We start from the raw sequence: 14,696 nt of genomic DNA, 5'->3' as shown, positions 1-14,696 counted from the left end.
AATTATGTCCCCCTTTTTTTTCGAGCTAAAAAAGCCCAGAGGTATCTCTCCTTTTAAAGAGACACCTCTTTGGCTTTAATTAAACCATAAACTGTATTCATTGTAAACTGGAACTGTACTATTTTTTGTTTAAGTATACGCCTGATCCAACGATAACAACGGTCATCGATAACAGGGCTGCGAGCATGATAATAGATGGATCGTTGAACATGAAAATACCTAAAAGTAAAAAAGTAAAGCCAACTACGGATAGTGTTATAACAGTTATTTTTCTCAAGCTATTTCGTGATCTTGCGTCTATCTTTTTAAAGCCAATTAATGTGAGCCATAGGAATATTTTTTTAGAATTTGAAAGATACAATGCGGTTAAAACTAGGAGCGCGCCGACAAGTAATAAACTGTAGCGGCCTGTTGGTATTTCATAGCCTAGGCTAAACAGGATGATCGTTACTTGAATAATGGCGAGCAGGATTAGTAATGCGTAGAACATGTATTCAAACTCTAATCGATTATCTGGTTTTACTTTCTCTTTCCCGTAGTATTCTGTGCCGGTAAACATCACCATAAGGAAAGGAATTAAAATTAAGCCAAGCCACTTTTGGACGAACATATCTGGTGAGAAATCCGTTCCAAAATGTACTGCTACTTCGCTTGGGAGTAGCGGATACGTTGCTAAGGTTAAAACTAGTGTCGAAAAAATAACCATGCTTGGAAACATTCCAATTCTTTTCATTCGTCTCGCCTCTTTCCTAAAATTAAGTTTGGCGATACGTGGCTAATTCAGCTCGGTCCTTGGCTATCCTGACGTTTTTTAAGGTTCCCAGATGCGCTGCTGTGTCGTGATAACCGCGCTCTGTCAAAGCACGTGTCGCAGGCAAATATACAACAACCGCAAAACCGGCTCGTGAAAGCTGGTCTACCGTCGTTTTTACACAAAAATCAAAGGCTAATCCGCCAACAATGATAAGATCTACTTCTTGCGCTCTTAGAAATTCGATTACACCAGTCGAGAGCTTCTCGCGGATGTCGTGATAACACGCCCCGTATGGATGTAAATCTGGTTCCATACCCTTCCAAACGAAAAAATCATAATCGGATGGATGTGGCAGGCCTTCTAGTAATTCAAAGCCCGGCGTTCCCGAAATACAGTGCTTCACCCAAGTGAGGTCGGCATCTGGAAAATCGAGCGGCTTTAGCATTTCTTCAGGGGTTGCGACTGTCCATACCGCCTGTTCTGGATGTGCGTCTTTGCTACCTATCCGAACACTTCCCGTTGTTGCCATAAATTCTAGCTCTGGAACGATGCGATCTCCTTCTGGAATTGGAAGTTCGTCTGGGCAAAGTGGTGTGAAACCTTTTTGTACGTCGACATCAAATGTTGCTATTTTCATGATTGATTACTCCTTTTTGCGATATGTCATCTGCGTGAATTGGCCATATTGAACGACTTCTTCTAATAATAGTTGTTCCCGTGCGCCTTTTTCAAAAAGTGGGATACCGTCTCCAAGTATGATTGGTGCAACGGTGATGATAAAGCGATCGATTTGTTTTTCTTCCAAAAATTTCTTCACGAGCTGCGCACCACCGACAAGCCAAATGCTCTTGCCTTCTGTTGTCTCAAGCCAATTTTCGACGGAGCCATTTACAAATGCTGCATTTTCATCTTTTGTACCCGCTTTTTCATTGGAAAAAACATAAACATGCTTCTTGCTATATGGAAATGTATCGGTGAGCGTGAATAATTGCTTGTAGGTTGTGTGCCCCATCACGACGGTATCGATTTCATTCAGAAAAGTCGTATAACCGTTGTCACCAGTGCCTTCAATCTCTTCCAACCAGCCGACGCTTCCTTGTGTGTCCGCTATATATCCGTCTAAACTCATCGCAATGAATAACTCAATTTTCTTTTTTGTCATCCTCGTCAAATCCCTTCACTACTAGTTTTCCGATCGACTTCCCTGATTCTAAAATTCGGTGGGCTTCTTTTATCGTTGTGGCGTTTATTGGCGTTAAGGTCTGGTTCAATGTTGATTTTAAAAATCCTGCTTCAAATAATTCTGCAGCTTTTGTTAAAATATCGTGCTGGCGTACTTTATCGGACGTATTGTATTTGGATCGGGTGAACATGAACTCGTAGCTAACCGTCACGCTTTTGTCTTTGATGAGGCTCATGGATACTGGGTTTTGGAGTTCTACGATCGAACAAATATGACCTTGCGGTAAAATAATTTCTTGCATCGCGTCCCAGTAAGCATCCGTGTTATGTAGGCATAAAATATAGTCTACACCGTCAAAACCGAGTGCTTTTAATTGTGGCAAAAGGGGTTCCCGATGATTGATAACATGCGTCGCGCCTTGCTGTTTTGACCAAGCTACCGTCTCGTCTCGAGAAGCCGTCACGATGACTTCAAGACCGGCCCATGCGGCGATTTGCGTTGCGATGGAGCCCACACCGCCGGAACCATTGATAATTAGGAGCGACTTTCCTGCATCCGCGTCAGGAATGATTCTAATGCGATCAAATAGCGCTTCCCATGCCGTTATGAGTGTGAGTGGCATCGCAGCGGCTTCTTCGATAGATAAGTTTGCTGGTTTTGGGCCAACTAAATGTTCATCGATGAGCTGGAATTCGGCGTAGCATCCTTGTCGCGTCACATCCCCAGCGTAATATACGGCGTCACCAACTTGGAATAATTCAACAGCGTCACCGATTTCTGTGACAATCCCGACAGCATCCCAACCGAGAATTCGCGGCGTTTCCTCCACTATATCTTTCGGTGCTCGCAGTTTTGTGTCTACTGGGTTGACCGAAATGGCTTGGATTTTGACTAGTAGATCGTGTCCGCTTGCTTTTGGTTTATCAAGTGTGAGATCAAGAAAACTTTCTTCGGCTTCGATTGGTAGATATTTGTACAATCCTACTGCTTTCATATTTACAACACCTCGCTTCTTTATTATTCCCCGTCTCATTGGAAATAATGCGTGGATTGGGGAATTTTTTGTGGTACTACAAAAAACGAACGGTGAAGTTCGCTTGTGGTTTCTTATTTTAAGGGTAACAAAAGAAATAGGACGTGAAAAGAAAAATCTTTTTCATGTCCTATTTGGCAATAAAGTGAACACAAAAAAATTTTATCTTCTCATGTCCGTTATTGCTATTTCTAAATTTGGTGAATGAAACAGGTAAGAGCCTGCAACTAGGACATCCGTACCCGCTTTTTTTGCCAACTCGGCGGTTTCTTGATTGATTCCTCCGTCCACTTCGATCAGGTAGTTATAATTATTCTCTGTGCGCCAAGTAGCTAGTTTTTCAATGTTTTCGAGCGTTTCTGGGATGAAGCTCTGACCGCCGAAGCCTGGATTTACTGTCATTTGAAGGATTAGGTCGGCTTCTGATAAGACGGCGTTCAAGGCTTCGGCTGGTGTGCCCGGATTTAAGACAACACCTGCTTTCGCGCCTGTTTTCTTGATTGCTTTTAGAGTCGCATGGATGTGTGTACAAGCCTCAATATGCACGGAAATAATCGCCGCTCCTGCGTTAGCGAATGCCTCGATATAGCGTTCTGGTTCGGCGAGCATGAGGTGGACATCGAGCGGGACGGTGGTGCTTTTTGCAATCTGAGCAACCATGTCGATACCGAATGTGAGGTTGGGTACAAAATGTCCATCCATCACATCGATATGCAAATAATCGACACCCGCTGATTCCATTCTTTTGATTTCCTCGCCTAGTTTTAGATAGTCCGCCGCGAGAAGGGACGGGGCAATAAGTGTCATGATTGTACACCTTCTTTTGCGAGCAGGTTAGCTGTTTTTTCCGCGATGATCGGCGCGCTAAGACCATACGCTTCAAAAAGTTTATCCGCTGGGGCTGAGTCGCCGAAGTGATCGATACCAATGTTGAGTCCAGATGTTCCTGTGAATGCTTTCCATCCGAATGTGGCGCCGGCTTCGATAGAGATTCGTGCTTTCACCGCGCTTGGCAACACGCTTTCTTGATAGGTCTCGGCAGTCTTAGCAAAGCGGTCCCAACTTGGTAAGCTCACGACGGAAGCATCGATGTTGTATTGGTTCTGCAAAACTTGTTGGGTTTCTAAGGCAAGCGCGACTTCGGAACCTGTCGCAATCAGGACGGCTTCTGGGATGGCTTGGCGCGATGGTGAGACTGTGTACCCGCCATTTTTGACGCCTTCATCGATGTTTTCTTGTGGATTTGAAAGCACCGGCAAGTCTTGGCGAGATAGGATGAGCGCGATGGGACCTTCTTTATTTTCTGCTGCAAGCGACCATGCTGTGCGGGTTTCTTTGGCATCGGCTGGACGGATAATCGAGAGGCCTGGCATTGCTCTTAGTGACGCCAAATGTTCGATTGGCTCATGTGTTGGACCATCTTCGCCGACTGCGATGCTATCGTGTGTGAAAACGTAGGTCACAGGCAGTTTCATAAGTGCCGCCATTCGGATTGCTGGACGCATATAATCAGAAAAGACGAAAAATGTGGAGCCAAAAACGTTAAGTCCGCCATGCAATGCCATTCCGTTCAACATTGCTCCCATCGCAAATTCGCGGACGCCGAACCAGATGTTACGTCCTGATGGATTTTTTGCAGTGTAAGCTGGACTATCGTCGATAAATGTTTTGTTGGAGCAGCCTAGATCTGCGGAACCGCCGAATAATTCAGGAAGCTTAGTTGCCAATGCATTAATCATTTTTCCAGATGCAGTTCGGGTTGCTATTTTTTTATTGTCAGCGCCATCAAAAGTCGGGAATTCGGATTGCCATTTTGTTGATAATTCACCTTTCACAACACGTTGGAATTCAGCGGCAAGACCTGGATAGGCTTTTGTATAATTCGCAATCAGATTATTCCACTGCGCTTCTTTGTCGGCACCGATTTTGGGATAATTTTTGAGATATTCTTGTACTTCTTTAGGTACTGTAAAAGGTTCGTGATTCCAGTTGTAAGCTTGTTTTGCGGCAGCAGCTTCGTCTGTGCCAAGTGGTGCGCCGTGGCTCGCAGAACTTCCTGATTTTGTTGGCGCTCCGTAACCGATGACTGTTTTCACTTCTATTAAGGTTGGTTTTGCGCTCCTTTTTGCTTGAGTAATCTGCGCTTGAATTTCCGTTAAATCGTTCCCATCTTCTACGCGTAAAACTTCCCATCCGTAAGCTTCGAAACGCTGTTGTACGCTCTCGCTAAACGAGGCGCTTAAATCGCCGTCAAGTGAGATATCATTGGAATCGTAAAGCACAATCAGCTTTTCTAACTGAAGATGTCCAGCGAGTGAGGCAGTTTCTGCGGCCACGCCTTCCATCAGATCGCCATCACCACAAATAGCGTAAGTAAAATGGTCAACTATCGGATAATCAGACTTATTATACTGCGCGGCAAGGTGAGATTCGGCCAATGCCATTCCAGCAGCCATCGCAATTCCTTGTCCAAGCGGGCCACTTGTTGCGTCCACACCTGCTGTAAAGCCATGTTCTGGATGCCCCGGAGTCCTACTCTCGTACTGCCGGAACTGCTTTAAGTCGCTGATTTCTAAGTCATAGCCAAATAAGTGCGTAAGGCTATATAATAAAGCTGATCCATGACCTGCGGCTAAAACAAAGCGATCGCGGTTGAACCAATTTGGGTTCGTCGGATTGAATTTGAGGTTTTTGGCCCAAAGCATATAAGCCATTGGCGCTGCTCCCATCGGCATTCCTGGGTGTCCTGAGTTTGCTTTTTCTATCATATCGATCGATAAAGTTCGGATTGTATCTACCGTTTGTTGGTCTAATGTTTTTTTCAATACATTCACTCCTAATTGTGATTTTTCGCACATAAATATTTATCTTTCTACTTGCGACCAGATTTGGACGCAGCGTTCGGAATAGGTTTTATTGTCATTTTTGTGAAAAAGAGCAGACGTTCCGAGTACGAACACATCTGGGAGACAGTCGCTCATTTTGCCGATCGTTGTGGCATTGATATTGCCGTCCACTTCGATTAACGGTGCATATGCGTTGTCTGCGAGTAACGCTTTTAACGCACGCAATTTTTCTAACACATCAACTTGAAAACTCTGACCCGCAAAACCGGGATTCACCGTCATCATCAAGACCATCTCAACTTCATTTAAGTACGGCAAAATAGCTTCGAGAGGTGTTTCTGGGTTAAGTGCGATGGCTGGTTTGATGTGGTGAGCACGGATTTTTTGAATAACAGCCGAGACATCTTCGCAAACTTCTACGTGAAAAGAGATGTACTCTGGTTTTATCTTGGCGAACAATTCTATATATTTAAGTGGCTCTATCGTTGCCAAATGAATATCAAGTGGGATATTGGTCGCGTTTTTCACTGAAGCCAGCCATTCTGGGCCTAGCGCTAGGTTGTTGACATAAACGCCATCCATGACATCGCAATGTAGGAGATCGATTCCTGCTGCATCTAGTCTTGCTAATTCGTCTGCAATATGTAGCTGATCGGCACACATGATAGACGCTGCAATACGTGTTGCCATTTAACGACGACCTCCTTTTGCATCGAGATTGAAAGCGTGGATGCTATCTGCTGCTAACTTATTTTGCATCATCACTGTCACTAAATCTGCTGGAATTGTGACATCTGTCGCCCCAGCTAAAAGTGTTTCTGTAATCTGTGCTGTATTTTTGAAACTGGCTCCAAGTATTTTTGTCGGTACGCCAAGCTGTTTAAAAAGTTGGGCGGTATCTGCTATCACATGCGCTGGTTGCAGTCCTTGATTCGCCATTCGATTCACGTAAGGCGCTACCCAATCGCATCCGGCAAGAGCCGCAAGATAACTCTGTTCTACTGAAAAAATCGCCGTGGCTAAAATTTCGACATCTGGGCGTTCTTGCTTTAATTGCGTCATCACGCGGAATCCTATCTCATCTGCAGGAATTTTAATCGCAATTCGGGCATCTTTTGAAAGAATTATTTGAGCATCTTCGTATAGCTCCGTTTGCGTCTCGCCTGTCGCTTGAATAAAAAGACGCTGTTCTTCACTCAAAATCGATAATATTTCCCGGGAAATATCCGCACGCGATCGTCCTTTTTCTTTGGCAAGTAAGGTTGGGTTTGTCGTAACACCCGTTATCCAGCCAAATGCCAGCATCGCTTCGATCTCCGTTATATTCGCTGTATCTAAAAACATTACCTTCACCTCACGATTCGTTTTTTAGTTCGATATCTGTGATCATTTGCAATCGGCGTTCATGACGTTCGCCTCCAAATGTCGCATCTAGCCAGGTATCTACAATGAGGAGCGCCAACCCTTCGCCAACTACACGCTCGCCGAGACACAGAATATTGCTGTTATTATGTTCCCGTGTCGCCTGTGCGCTAAAGCAATCAGAGACTACAGCTGCTCGAATTCCTGCGACTTTATTGGCCGCAATCGACATCCCGATTCCAGTACCACAACACAAAATGCCAAGATCGGCCTCACCACTAACAACTTGATGCGCCACTTCCTCTGCATAAGAGGGAAAGTCTACACTATCATCGCTATACGTTCCAATGTCTGATACATCAATGCCTCGCGCCTCCAAATGAGTCACAATGGCATCCTTTAATCGTCTACCTCCGTGATCACATCCAATAGTTAATTTCATATTATTCACCCTCATCCTAGATTTTTAACCCCTGATTCGCGTATAATGAATGGCAACAGATCTCATGTGATACGCCAATATGACATCAGATCTATTGCTTTTTAAAGGATAGCAATATGCTTGAACGGGCTCGCCAGCTTGGTCTTGTGTATTCGTTGTCCTTTTTTTAATTCGTTCAGCATTTTTGCCATCCTCCTATTCTTAAGATTTCACTAAAACTTTAATCTCATTTCCCGCCATCACGGCCTCAAAACCGTCACGCCATTCTTCTAGGTCAAAGACTTTTGTAATCATGCGTTCCGTATCAATTTTTCCATTCGCTAGTAGATCAAGCGCGATATGCCACGAACTTGGTTTCTGCGAACGACTGCCAATATATGTGATTTCGCGTTGAATAATCGATTCTTCATCAATTGGATTACATTTTTCAGCAAAAAGTCCAACTTGGCCGAATGTTCCTTTTTTCGCGGTTAATGGAAGTCCTTGATTCACTGCGGGAACAGCGCCTGAGCAATCAAATACTTTATCTGCGCCATAGCCATCTGTCATCGCAAAGACTATTTCCCCCAAATCTTCCTGCATCGTGTCCACAATTCGGTCCATTCCTAGTTCAGCCGCCAACTCCAAGCGATCGCGGTCCTTCGTAATCCCCGCCATAATCACCTTGGCCCCTTGCGCTTTCACGACTTGCGCGAGTAGAAGTCCGATCGGTCCTGGTCCGAAAATCAATACAAGATCGGTCGGCTCAATCGTCGTTTTTTCAAGCGCTGCATGGACACAACAAGCAAGTGGTTCTGTAAGCGCCGCGGCTTGATACGAAATCGAATCCACTAACTTATGGCAGCTTTCCTCTCGTGACAAGACATATTCCGCAAAACTTCCGTCCGCTTGCGTTCCAATTCCACGCCTGTGCGCGCATAAATTATACTCTTTTTCCAAGCAAAATTTACACTTCCCACACGTTTCAAAAGTCGTCTCACTTGTTACGCGGTCGCCAATTTTAAGCTCCGTCACATCCGGCCCAATCGCAACCACCTCACCAGAAAATTCATGCCCCAGCGTCACCGGTGTTGTTGGGTTTCCATATTCGCCTTTAAACGTATGAATATCGGAACCGCAAATCCCTGTATAGGCGACTTTAATTTTCACACGATCGCCGTAAACTTCAGGCTCAGCAACGTTCTCCAATACCATTTTGTCAAATCCTGATTCTGTTTTCACAACTGCTTTCACGTTTCCCCTCACTCCTCCTGTGGTAAAATCATCACTTTGTTATAGTCCTCTTTTCGCCCTAAAATCATCGCAAAAGCGTCTGCCGTCTGATCCACTTTATACCGATGAGAAATAAGCGGTTTCAACTTGATTCGCCCTTGATTCACGAAAGCAATGGATGTCGTCCACTCTTCCCCTGGAAATGGCGCTGAATAAGAATTCCAAAAGCCTTTCAGCGTCAATTCACGGCGGAAAATATTTTCAAAAGCTTCTTCGGGGAGCAGGACGTCCGCATACGCAATGCCTAAATACCCAATCTTCCCCTTTTTCTTCGTTACACGTAAACATTGTTCCTGCGTGATCTTAGAACCAGCACACTCAAGCGCAATATCCGCGCCACTTCCACCAGTATATTCACGCACTTTTTCAGCCAAATCTTCCTGAAGCGGATTAATCGTGTAACTACAGCCAAACTTGCTCGCCTCGGCCAACTTTCCGTTGCTAATATCCACTGCGATAATATCCTTCACGCCCGCCAATTGCAGACACTGCACGACAAGAATTCCGATCGTTCCAATTCCAAAAACAACAACCGTATCGCCGAGCTCTGGCTTAATTCCTAACACGCCATGCATCGCCACAGCAAGTGGTTCCAACATCGCCGCCTCTTCAAAATCCATATCGCCGATTCCGATCACATTGGTCGCCTTAAGCACCACATTCTCCGCAAAAGCACCGTGAAAATGTGACCCTACCATTCGATAATTTTCGCATAAGGAGAACTCGCCTTGTTGGCAATATTCACATGTCCCACAAGGAACAAGCGGGATTCCCGCCACACGTTCACCGATAGCAACACGCGTCACGTCCACGCCTTTTTCCACAACAACACCTGCAAATTCGTGTCCCATAACTGCTGGAAGTGGATATTTCCACCGCGTCTGCATTTTATGAATATCCGAACCGCAAATCCCTGCTGCCATGACTTTCACGCGCACTTCATCCTTGCCACAAACCGCTTCTTCCACCTGCTCTGCCTTGATTTCATTATTTTCATATAAAACCGCTGCTCGCATTTGCTAACTTCCTTTCAAAAAGAGCTTTTATTTCCCGAAAAGAGCTTGATAGCCTTCTGAGAATTTCAAAATTAACCAGTTTAAGAAGTTTCCACCTAGATCAAGACTCGATACTTTTGTTGCCCCGTCCGGCATTTTAAAATCGGCGCCGTTCATCATCGCCGTGTGTGTATCTGCGAAATTCGTTGCCATCAGTAGAGAGAATGCGATAACGATCGTCCCCGTGATGAGTGATTGCACAATATTCCCTTTTCGAGATGCTACAATAAATGCGATGTAAAATGGAATTGTCGCCAAATCCCCAAACGGTAAAACCCGGTTTCCTGGCAAAATAACCGCTAAGAAAAGTGTGATTGGTACGAGCATTAACGCCGTCGACATAACCGCTGGATGTCCAACAGAAAGCGCTGCATCAAGCCCGATGTAGAGCTCACGACCTTTAAATTTCGACTTCATAAACTCACGTGCCGCCTCTGAAATTGGAATTAAGCCTTCCATCAAAATTTTAACCATACGAGGCATTAGAAGCATAACCGCTGCCATCGAAATACCGACTTGGAATACTTCGCCGACATCGTAGCCAGCAAGTAAACCGATACCAATACCTAGAATCAAGCCCATCATCATCGGTTCGCCGAAAATACCAAAACGTTTTTGAATCGACTCTGGATCAGCATGAAGCTTACGCAATCCTGGTATTTTTCCAACAACCCAACCAATCGGAATTCCGACCAGTCCAAAAGCTGCCGTAGAACCAGTTGGCATCGAAATACCTTTTAGACCATAAAAACTTGCTACCATAGGCGCTGTTTTATCTGCAATAATCAGAACCGCAATTTCATATAAAATCGCGCAAAGAATAGCGAACCACCAGTTTCCACCAGTGACAACATAACCTGTCGCACCAGCCGCGATAAAATGCCAATAGTTCCAAATATCAATATCTAACGTTTTTGTGATTCTGAAGAAAATAAGTAATAAATTCACGATAAGACAAACCGGAATTAAAATAGCTGCTACCGGTGATGCCCATGATGCTGCAGCCGCTGATGGCCAACCCGCATCAATAATTGTTAAGTTAAGTCCGAAACGCTCCACCATTTGTTGCGCCGCGGGGCCAAGATTAGTCACGAGTAAATTAATAACGAGGTTAATCCCTACAAAACCAATACCTATCGTAATACCTGAGCGAAATGCCTTTTTAAAGCCAGTCCCAAAAATCATGCCGATAATCAGAATTGCAATCGGCAAAATAACCGTCGGACCAAGATTTAAGACATACTGTACTCCATCTAAAAGCTTATCCATACCCTTTTCCTCCTTTTTAAATGGGAGCTATATTCGATTGACGTCAAGCTCCCTGTACCCATTCTCTATTTACTTCAAATTTGCCAGGATTTCTTCATCCAATTCTTCCATACCAATTCCTGAAATATAAGCCGTCGCAATAATCGCTGGGATGCTATACGTTGTTGGTAAAATAGTTGTTGATACGATTAAATCTGCTCCTGCTTGTTTCGATGCTGCTTCCGCAATCTTAATTTGTTCTACACTGGCATCAATTCCGTTATCCTTCAACAAATTCTCCACACGATTCATAACGACCGTCGATGTTGCGATTCCTGCTCCACATGCTACCAATACTTTTTTACTCATAATTTTTCCTCACCCTTCAAATGTAATACAACTTGCGACAACGTTTCGATGATATCATCCGCCGATTTTGCCGCGAGCAGTGCCTTCACGTGCTCTTCATTTTGGATTGCGCCCATTAATTGTTGCAAAACGGCAAGTTGGCTGTGTGGCTCATTTAGCCCCAACACAAAAATTAAATTCGCCGTCGTTTCTTGATTTGCGTCCGCCATCTGCTTGAACGGAATTCCCGCCTCGCTTGTTAACACCGCGATAAATTGTTCGGTCACACATTCTGGGTCCGTGTGCGGTAAAGCCACTCCGAAATTCTCTAACTGCAAACCTGTTGGAAAAATTGCTTCCCGTTCCGTGAGCTTCTCTAAAAACTGATCTGTAATCATGTCTTTAGAAGCTGCACGCGTCGATACTTCTGCAAAAAGCTCGGTTTGATCCTGGCAAGGAGTCTGCACCCAGATCAAATCTTTCTTTATAAACTGTACTAAATCCATTCCCATTCCTCCTTATTTCGCTTTTTCCTCGAGTTCTACGATGAATTTTTGAATTGTCTGATGGATGATTTGCGGTTCCTCTAGTTGCGCGATTTTTTTCAATGTTTTTTTATGTCCAGCAAGTTCCATCAATTGCAGTAAAGCTTGAAAATGAGCGTTTTTATCAACGGCCGCAATCACTACGACAAAATGCAATGTGCCGCCAGATTCAAGCGCTAGGCCTTCTTCGATATAAAGCATGCTCATTCCGAGTTCTTTCACGCCTTTTTCAGTCTCTGCATGAGGAATAGCAATGGTCTGCCGCAACACAATATGCGCTGCTGGCGTGACATGTTGCCGCATCATTTCGTCAACATACGCTTCTGTGATCGCCCCTTTTTCAAGTAACGGTTCGGACGCCATCTGAATCGCTGTTTGCCAATCTTTCACTCTTTTCGTGCGTTGAATCATCTCTGGTTGCAATAAATCAATTAACTGTTTTTTTTCGTCCATCAAATTTTCAGTCATATTCATTGGCTGCGTTAAGCATTCCGCAAGCGCCCGGGCCAGCCGCTCCTTATCCTGAACATCCGCGTATTTTTCGACTGCCCGCATCAACTGCTCCACGCTCACACCGCTTTCGCCAACCATATAAACCGTTCGCATCACTCGACGTCTAAGCTCCAATCGTTCCTGCTCATCCATCAATTGATTTATTAAGAAAATTTTCTTATCCGATTGAAGTGGCACTGCCGAAAAAATTAAATCATACCGCACATTTGTCCGTTCAAACTCACGAATCGACATAGCTTGATAAAAAAAGATTTCTGGAAATAAACTACGCAACGTCTTTTCCATCAGGCGCGAAATTGACAATCCGTTCGGACAAACAACGACGGCCTTCAGTCTTGTCTGCAATCGCTCCGTCGTATCAATCAAATGTCCACCAATAAACAACGTGATAAAAATACTCTCATTTTCAGGAATACGCGTTCCAATAAATTTTTCTAGCGGTTTGAGGGACTGCTTCACAATATAATGTACCGCTTCAAATTCCTGATCAATCTTATCCAAAAGACTATAATCCGTCGTTAAATGGTATTTTATCCGATAATACGCCGGTTTGATGTGTGCAAATAACTTTTCCAGTAGCGAATCCTTATCCACAAATTGAATGCACGCCTTCTTCTCAAACTCACTCAAAACCTGAGCCACAGCCATTTTCAAGCGCGGCGATGTTTCATTCGTTAAGTCATTTTTCGGTAACACGTTCGAAGTTAGCAGTTGCAGCGAAATGTATAGCCGCTCCGTCTCCGAAATATACGGTTCATCCTCGATCAAAAGCTTGGCCGCACCATATTCCTGCGTATCCGACAGCTCGTTAAAATCAATTAAAAATTCCGTCGTAATGCGCTGCCCTTTTCGGATTCGCCTAAAAATACTTTCCAGAATATACGGTAAAATCTGCATTTTGTTATCGATAAACGTCAAATTCAGCTGCACTTCCACCGCCACTAAATGATCCCGAATCTGCTCCACGCGTGCCGCTTCAATCTGCATAAAATGACGCAATAACTGCTCGCCATTATAGCTCGAAATAATATGTCCTGCCGCGTAAATCAAGGCTGAACGCTGATTCCACTCGTCACCGCAGACCTGATAACCGTTCATCCGCGAATAATGCACCTCAAGCCCAAACGTATCAAAAATCGCCTGCACACCCTTCAAATCTCGCAAAACTGTATTTTTACTTACTTCCAGTTCACTAATAAAATGATTCAGCGACAGCTCCTCTTGACTCGTTGAAAGCATCAAAATAATCAAGCTCGCCCGTTCCTTTTCGGACAAAATATACCGATCTTCCTCCTCCCCATTTGCCGTGCCTTCCACTAACTGAAACAGGTCAGGTTCCACAACAAAACGCCCATTCGCCGACCGATGAATTTTCGGATATGCCTGCTCTTCCAACCACTGATTCACCTTCTGAAAACTATAATCCACCTGCCTGCGGGTCAATCCGAACTTCTCCTGTAGCTTGGCATTCGATATATTAGGATGCCGCAAAATCTCTTTTAACAGCACATTGCTTCGTTCATCCAAATACATGATATCCCTCCTGTTCTCTTTTATTATAGAACGGTTTCCACCAAAATTGTACACGCTTTCATCCCAACATCTTGTTAAGAAATTGTACAGCATGGGGCTTTACTTGTGATTCTCTTAACAGAACCGCGTCTATAAAAACGCAAAAAAGCTCGTCTGGCGCACGACTTGCGTGCCCAGCGAGCAAAACAAAAACCACGTCTACCATAACTATACGGGGCAGACGTGGAGATTTCAATAAGAATTATTTGACATGATTTATAATTCTAAAAAATAGGTTGGACATACAGAATTTAAATATTTCCCTCACAGTCGTCTATTTTCATTTAGTATTAACCTTTAAGAAATGTTGTAAACCATAAGAAGAATTGATTATGTGGATTCGATCCTGTTCTTTTATTCTTATCTAGTCCAGCGATTGCTTCCATATCCTTTTGTTCAAGCGTGAAATTCCAAAGTTCAATATTCGATACAGATGAAAAACGAAGAGAATTTTTGCAAGCTATCCCCGATTTAATTTAGATCTAATGAAGTTTAGCATTGTGCCTTTCGCCTATTTGGTGAA

The 14,696-nt window shown here is 44.1% G+C and carries 15 protein-coding genes; all 15 read right to left on the bottom strand.

Going from position 1 to position 14,696, the window contains the following annotated elements; translation table 11 throughout:
- Nucleotides 1-118 precede the first annotated feature (118 nt).
- The 15 genes from UE46_RS02215 to UE46_RS02145 all read right to left on the bottom strand — a co-directional run bounded on the left by UE46_RS02215 (nucleotide 119) and on the right by UE46_RS02145 (nucleotide 14,134).
- Complete coding sequence (locus UE46_RS02215; RefSeq protein ID WP_036060404.1) at nucleotides 119-733, bottom strand: DUF1648 domain-containing protein; 615 nt, start codon at nucleotides 731-733, stop codon at nucleotides 119-121.
- Between the two features lie 22 nt (nucleotides 734-755).
- Nucleotides 756-1,391, bottom strand: a complete 636-nt coding sequence (locus UE46_RS02210) for an isochorismatase family protein (RefSeq protein WP_036060407.1) — start codon at nucleotides 1,389-1,391, stop codon at nucleotides 756-758.
- 6 nt (nucleotides 1,392-1,397) lie between these two features.
- Complete coding sequence (locus UE46_RS02205) at nucleotides 1,398-1,916, bottom strand: dihydrofolate reductase family protein (RefSeq protein ID WP_036060409.1); 519 nt, start codon at nucleotides 1,914-1,916, stop codon at nucleotides 1,398-1,400.
- Nucleotides 1,897-2,931 (bottom strand): zinc-binding alcohol dehydrogenase family protein, encoded by a 1,035-nt coding sequence (locus UE46_RS02200; protein ID WP_036060410.1) that lies wholly within the window; start codon nucleotides 2,929-2,931, stop codon nucleotides 1,897-1,899. Before UE46_RS02200 ends, UE46_RS02205 begins: the two co-directional genes overlap by 20 nt.
- Nucleotides 2,932-3,132: 201 nt before the next feature.
- Nucleotides 3,133-3,777, bottom strand: coding sequence for a ribulose-phosphate 3-epimerase (gene rpe / locus UE46_RS02195; RefSeq protein ID WP_036060412.1), 645 nt, complete (start codon nucleotides 3,775-3,777; stop codon nucleotides 3,133-3,135).
- Nucleotides 3,774-5,795 (bottom strand): transketolase, encoded by a 2,022-nt coding sequence (gene tkt / locus UE46_RS02190; protein ID WP_036060413.1) that lies wholly within the window; start codon nucleotides 5,793-5,795, stop codon nucleotides 3,774-3,776. Before tkt ends, rpe begins: the two co-directional genes overlap by 4 nt.
- A 39-nt stretch (nucleotides 5,796-5,834) precedes the next feature.
- A complete protein-coding gene (locus tag UE46_RS02185; protein ID WP_036060416.1) occupies nucleotides 5,835-6,506 on the bottom strand; it encodes a ribulose-phosphate 3-epimerase in 672 nt (223 codons plus the stop codon).
- Complete coding sequence (locus UE46_RS02180; RefSeq protein WP_036060419.1) at nucleotides 6,507-7,160, bottom strand: transaldolase family protein; 654 nt, start codon at nucleotides 7,158-7,160, stop codon at nucleotides 6,507-6,509. It lies immediately after the preceding gene.
- Between the two features lie 10 nt (nucleotides 7,161-7,170).
- Nucleotides 7,171-7,620 carry a ribose 5-phosphate isomerase B gene (gene rpiB / locus UE46_RS02175; RefSeq protein ID WP_036060421.1) on the bottom strand — a complete coding sequence of 150 codons (450 nt, stop codon included), beginning with the start codon at nucleotides 7,618-7,620 and terminating at the stop codon, nucleotides 7,171-7,173.
- A 201-nt stretch (nucleotides 7,621-7,821) separates the two neighbouring features.
- Entirely contained in the window at nucleotides 7,822-8,853 is a 1,032-nt protein-coding gene (locus UE46_RS02170; protein ID WP_036060422.1) for a zinc-binding dehydrogenase, read from the bottom strand.
- Nucleotides 8,854-8,861: 8 nt separating this feature from the next.
- The gene (locus UE46_RS02165) at nucleotides 8,862-9,908 is read right to left on the bottom strand and encodes a galactitol-1-phosphate 5-dehydrogenase (protein ID WP_036060423.1); all 1,047 of its coding nucleotides are present in this window, start codon (nucleotides 9,906-9,908) and stop codon (nucleotides 8,862-8,864) included.
- A gap of 27 nt (nucleotides 9,909-9,935) precedes the next feature.
- A complete protein-coding gene (locus UE46_RS02160) occupies nucleotides 9,936-11,216 on the bottom strand; it encodes a PTS galactitol transporter subunit IIC (protein WP_036060425.1) in 1,281 nt (426 codons plus the stop codon).
- Nucleotides 11,217-11,285: 69 nt separating this feature from the next.
- Nucleotides 11,286-11,564: a PTS sugar transporter subunit IIB gene (locus tag UE46_RS02155; RefSeq protein ID WP_036060426.1), complete on the bottom strand. Its 279-nt coding sequence runs from the start codon at nucleotides 11,562-11,564 to the stop codon at nucleotides 11,286-11,288.
- Complete coding sequence (locus UE46_RS02150) at nucleotides 11,561-12,049, bottom strand: PTS sugar transporter subunit IIA (RefSeq protein ID WP_036060427.1); 489 nt, start codon at nucleotides 12,047-12,049, stop codon at nucleotides 11,561-11,563. The genes UE46_RS02155 and UE46_RS02150 overlap by 4 nt, the downstream gene beginning before the upstream one ends.
- A gap of 12 nt (nucleotides 12,050-12,061) precedes the next feature.
- Nucleotides 12,062-14,134, bottom strand: a complete 2,073-nt coding sequence (locus UE46_RS02145) for a BglG family transcription antiterminator (protein WP_118907359.1) — start codon at nucleotides 14,132-14,134, stop codon at nucleotides 12,062-12,064.
- Nucleotides 14,135-14,696: the final 562 nt, after the last annotated feature.

Origin of the sequence: Listeria weihenstephanensis (assembly GCF_003534205.1) — a bacterium.
Taxonomy (GTDB): Bacteria; Bacillota; Bacilli; order Lactobacillales; family Listeriaceae; genus Listeria_A; species Listeria_A weihenstephanensis.
The sequence above is the reverse complement of the archived record's forward strand: the minus strand, read 5'-3'. Positions and strand labels throughout refer to the sequence as shown.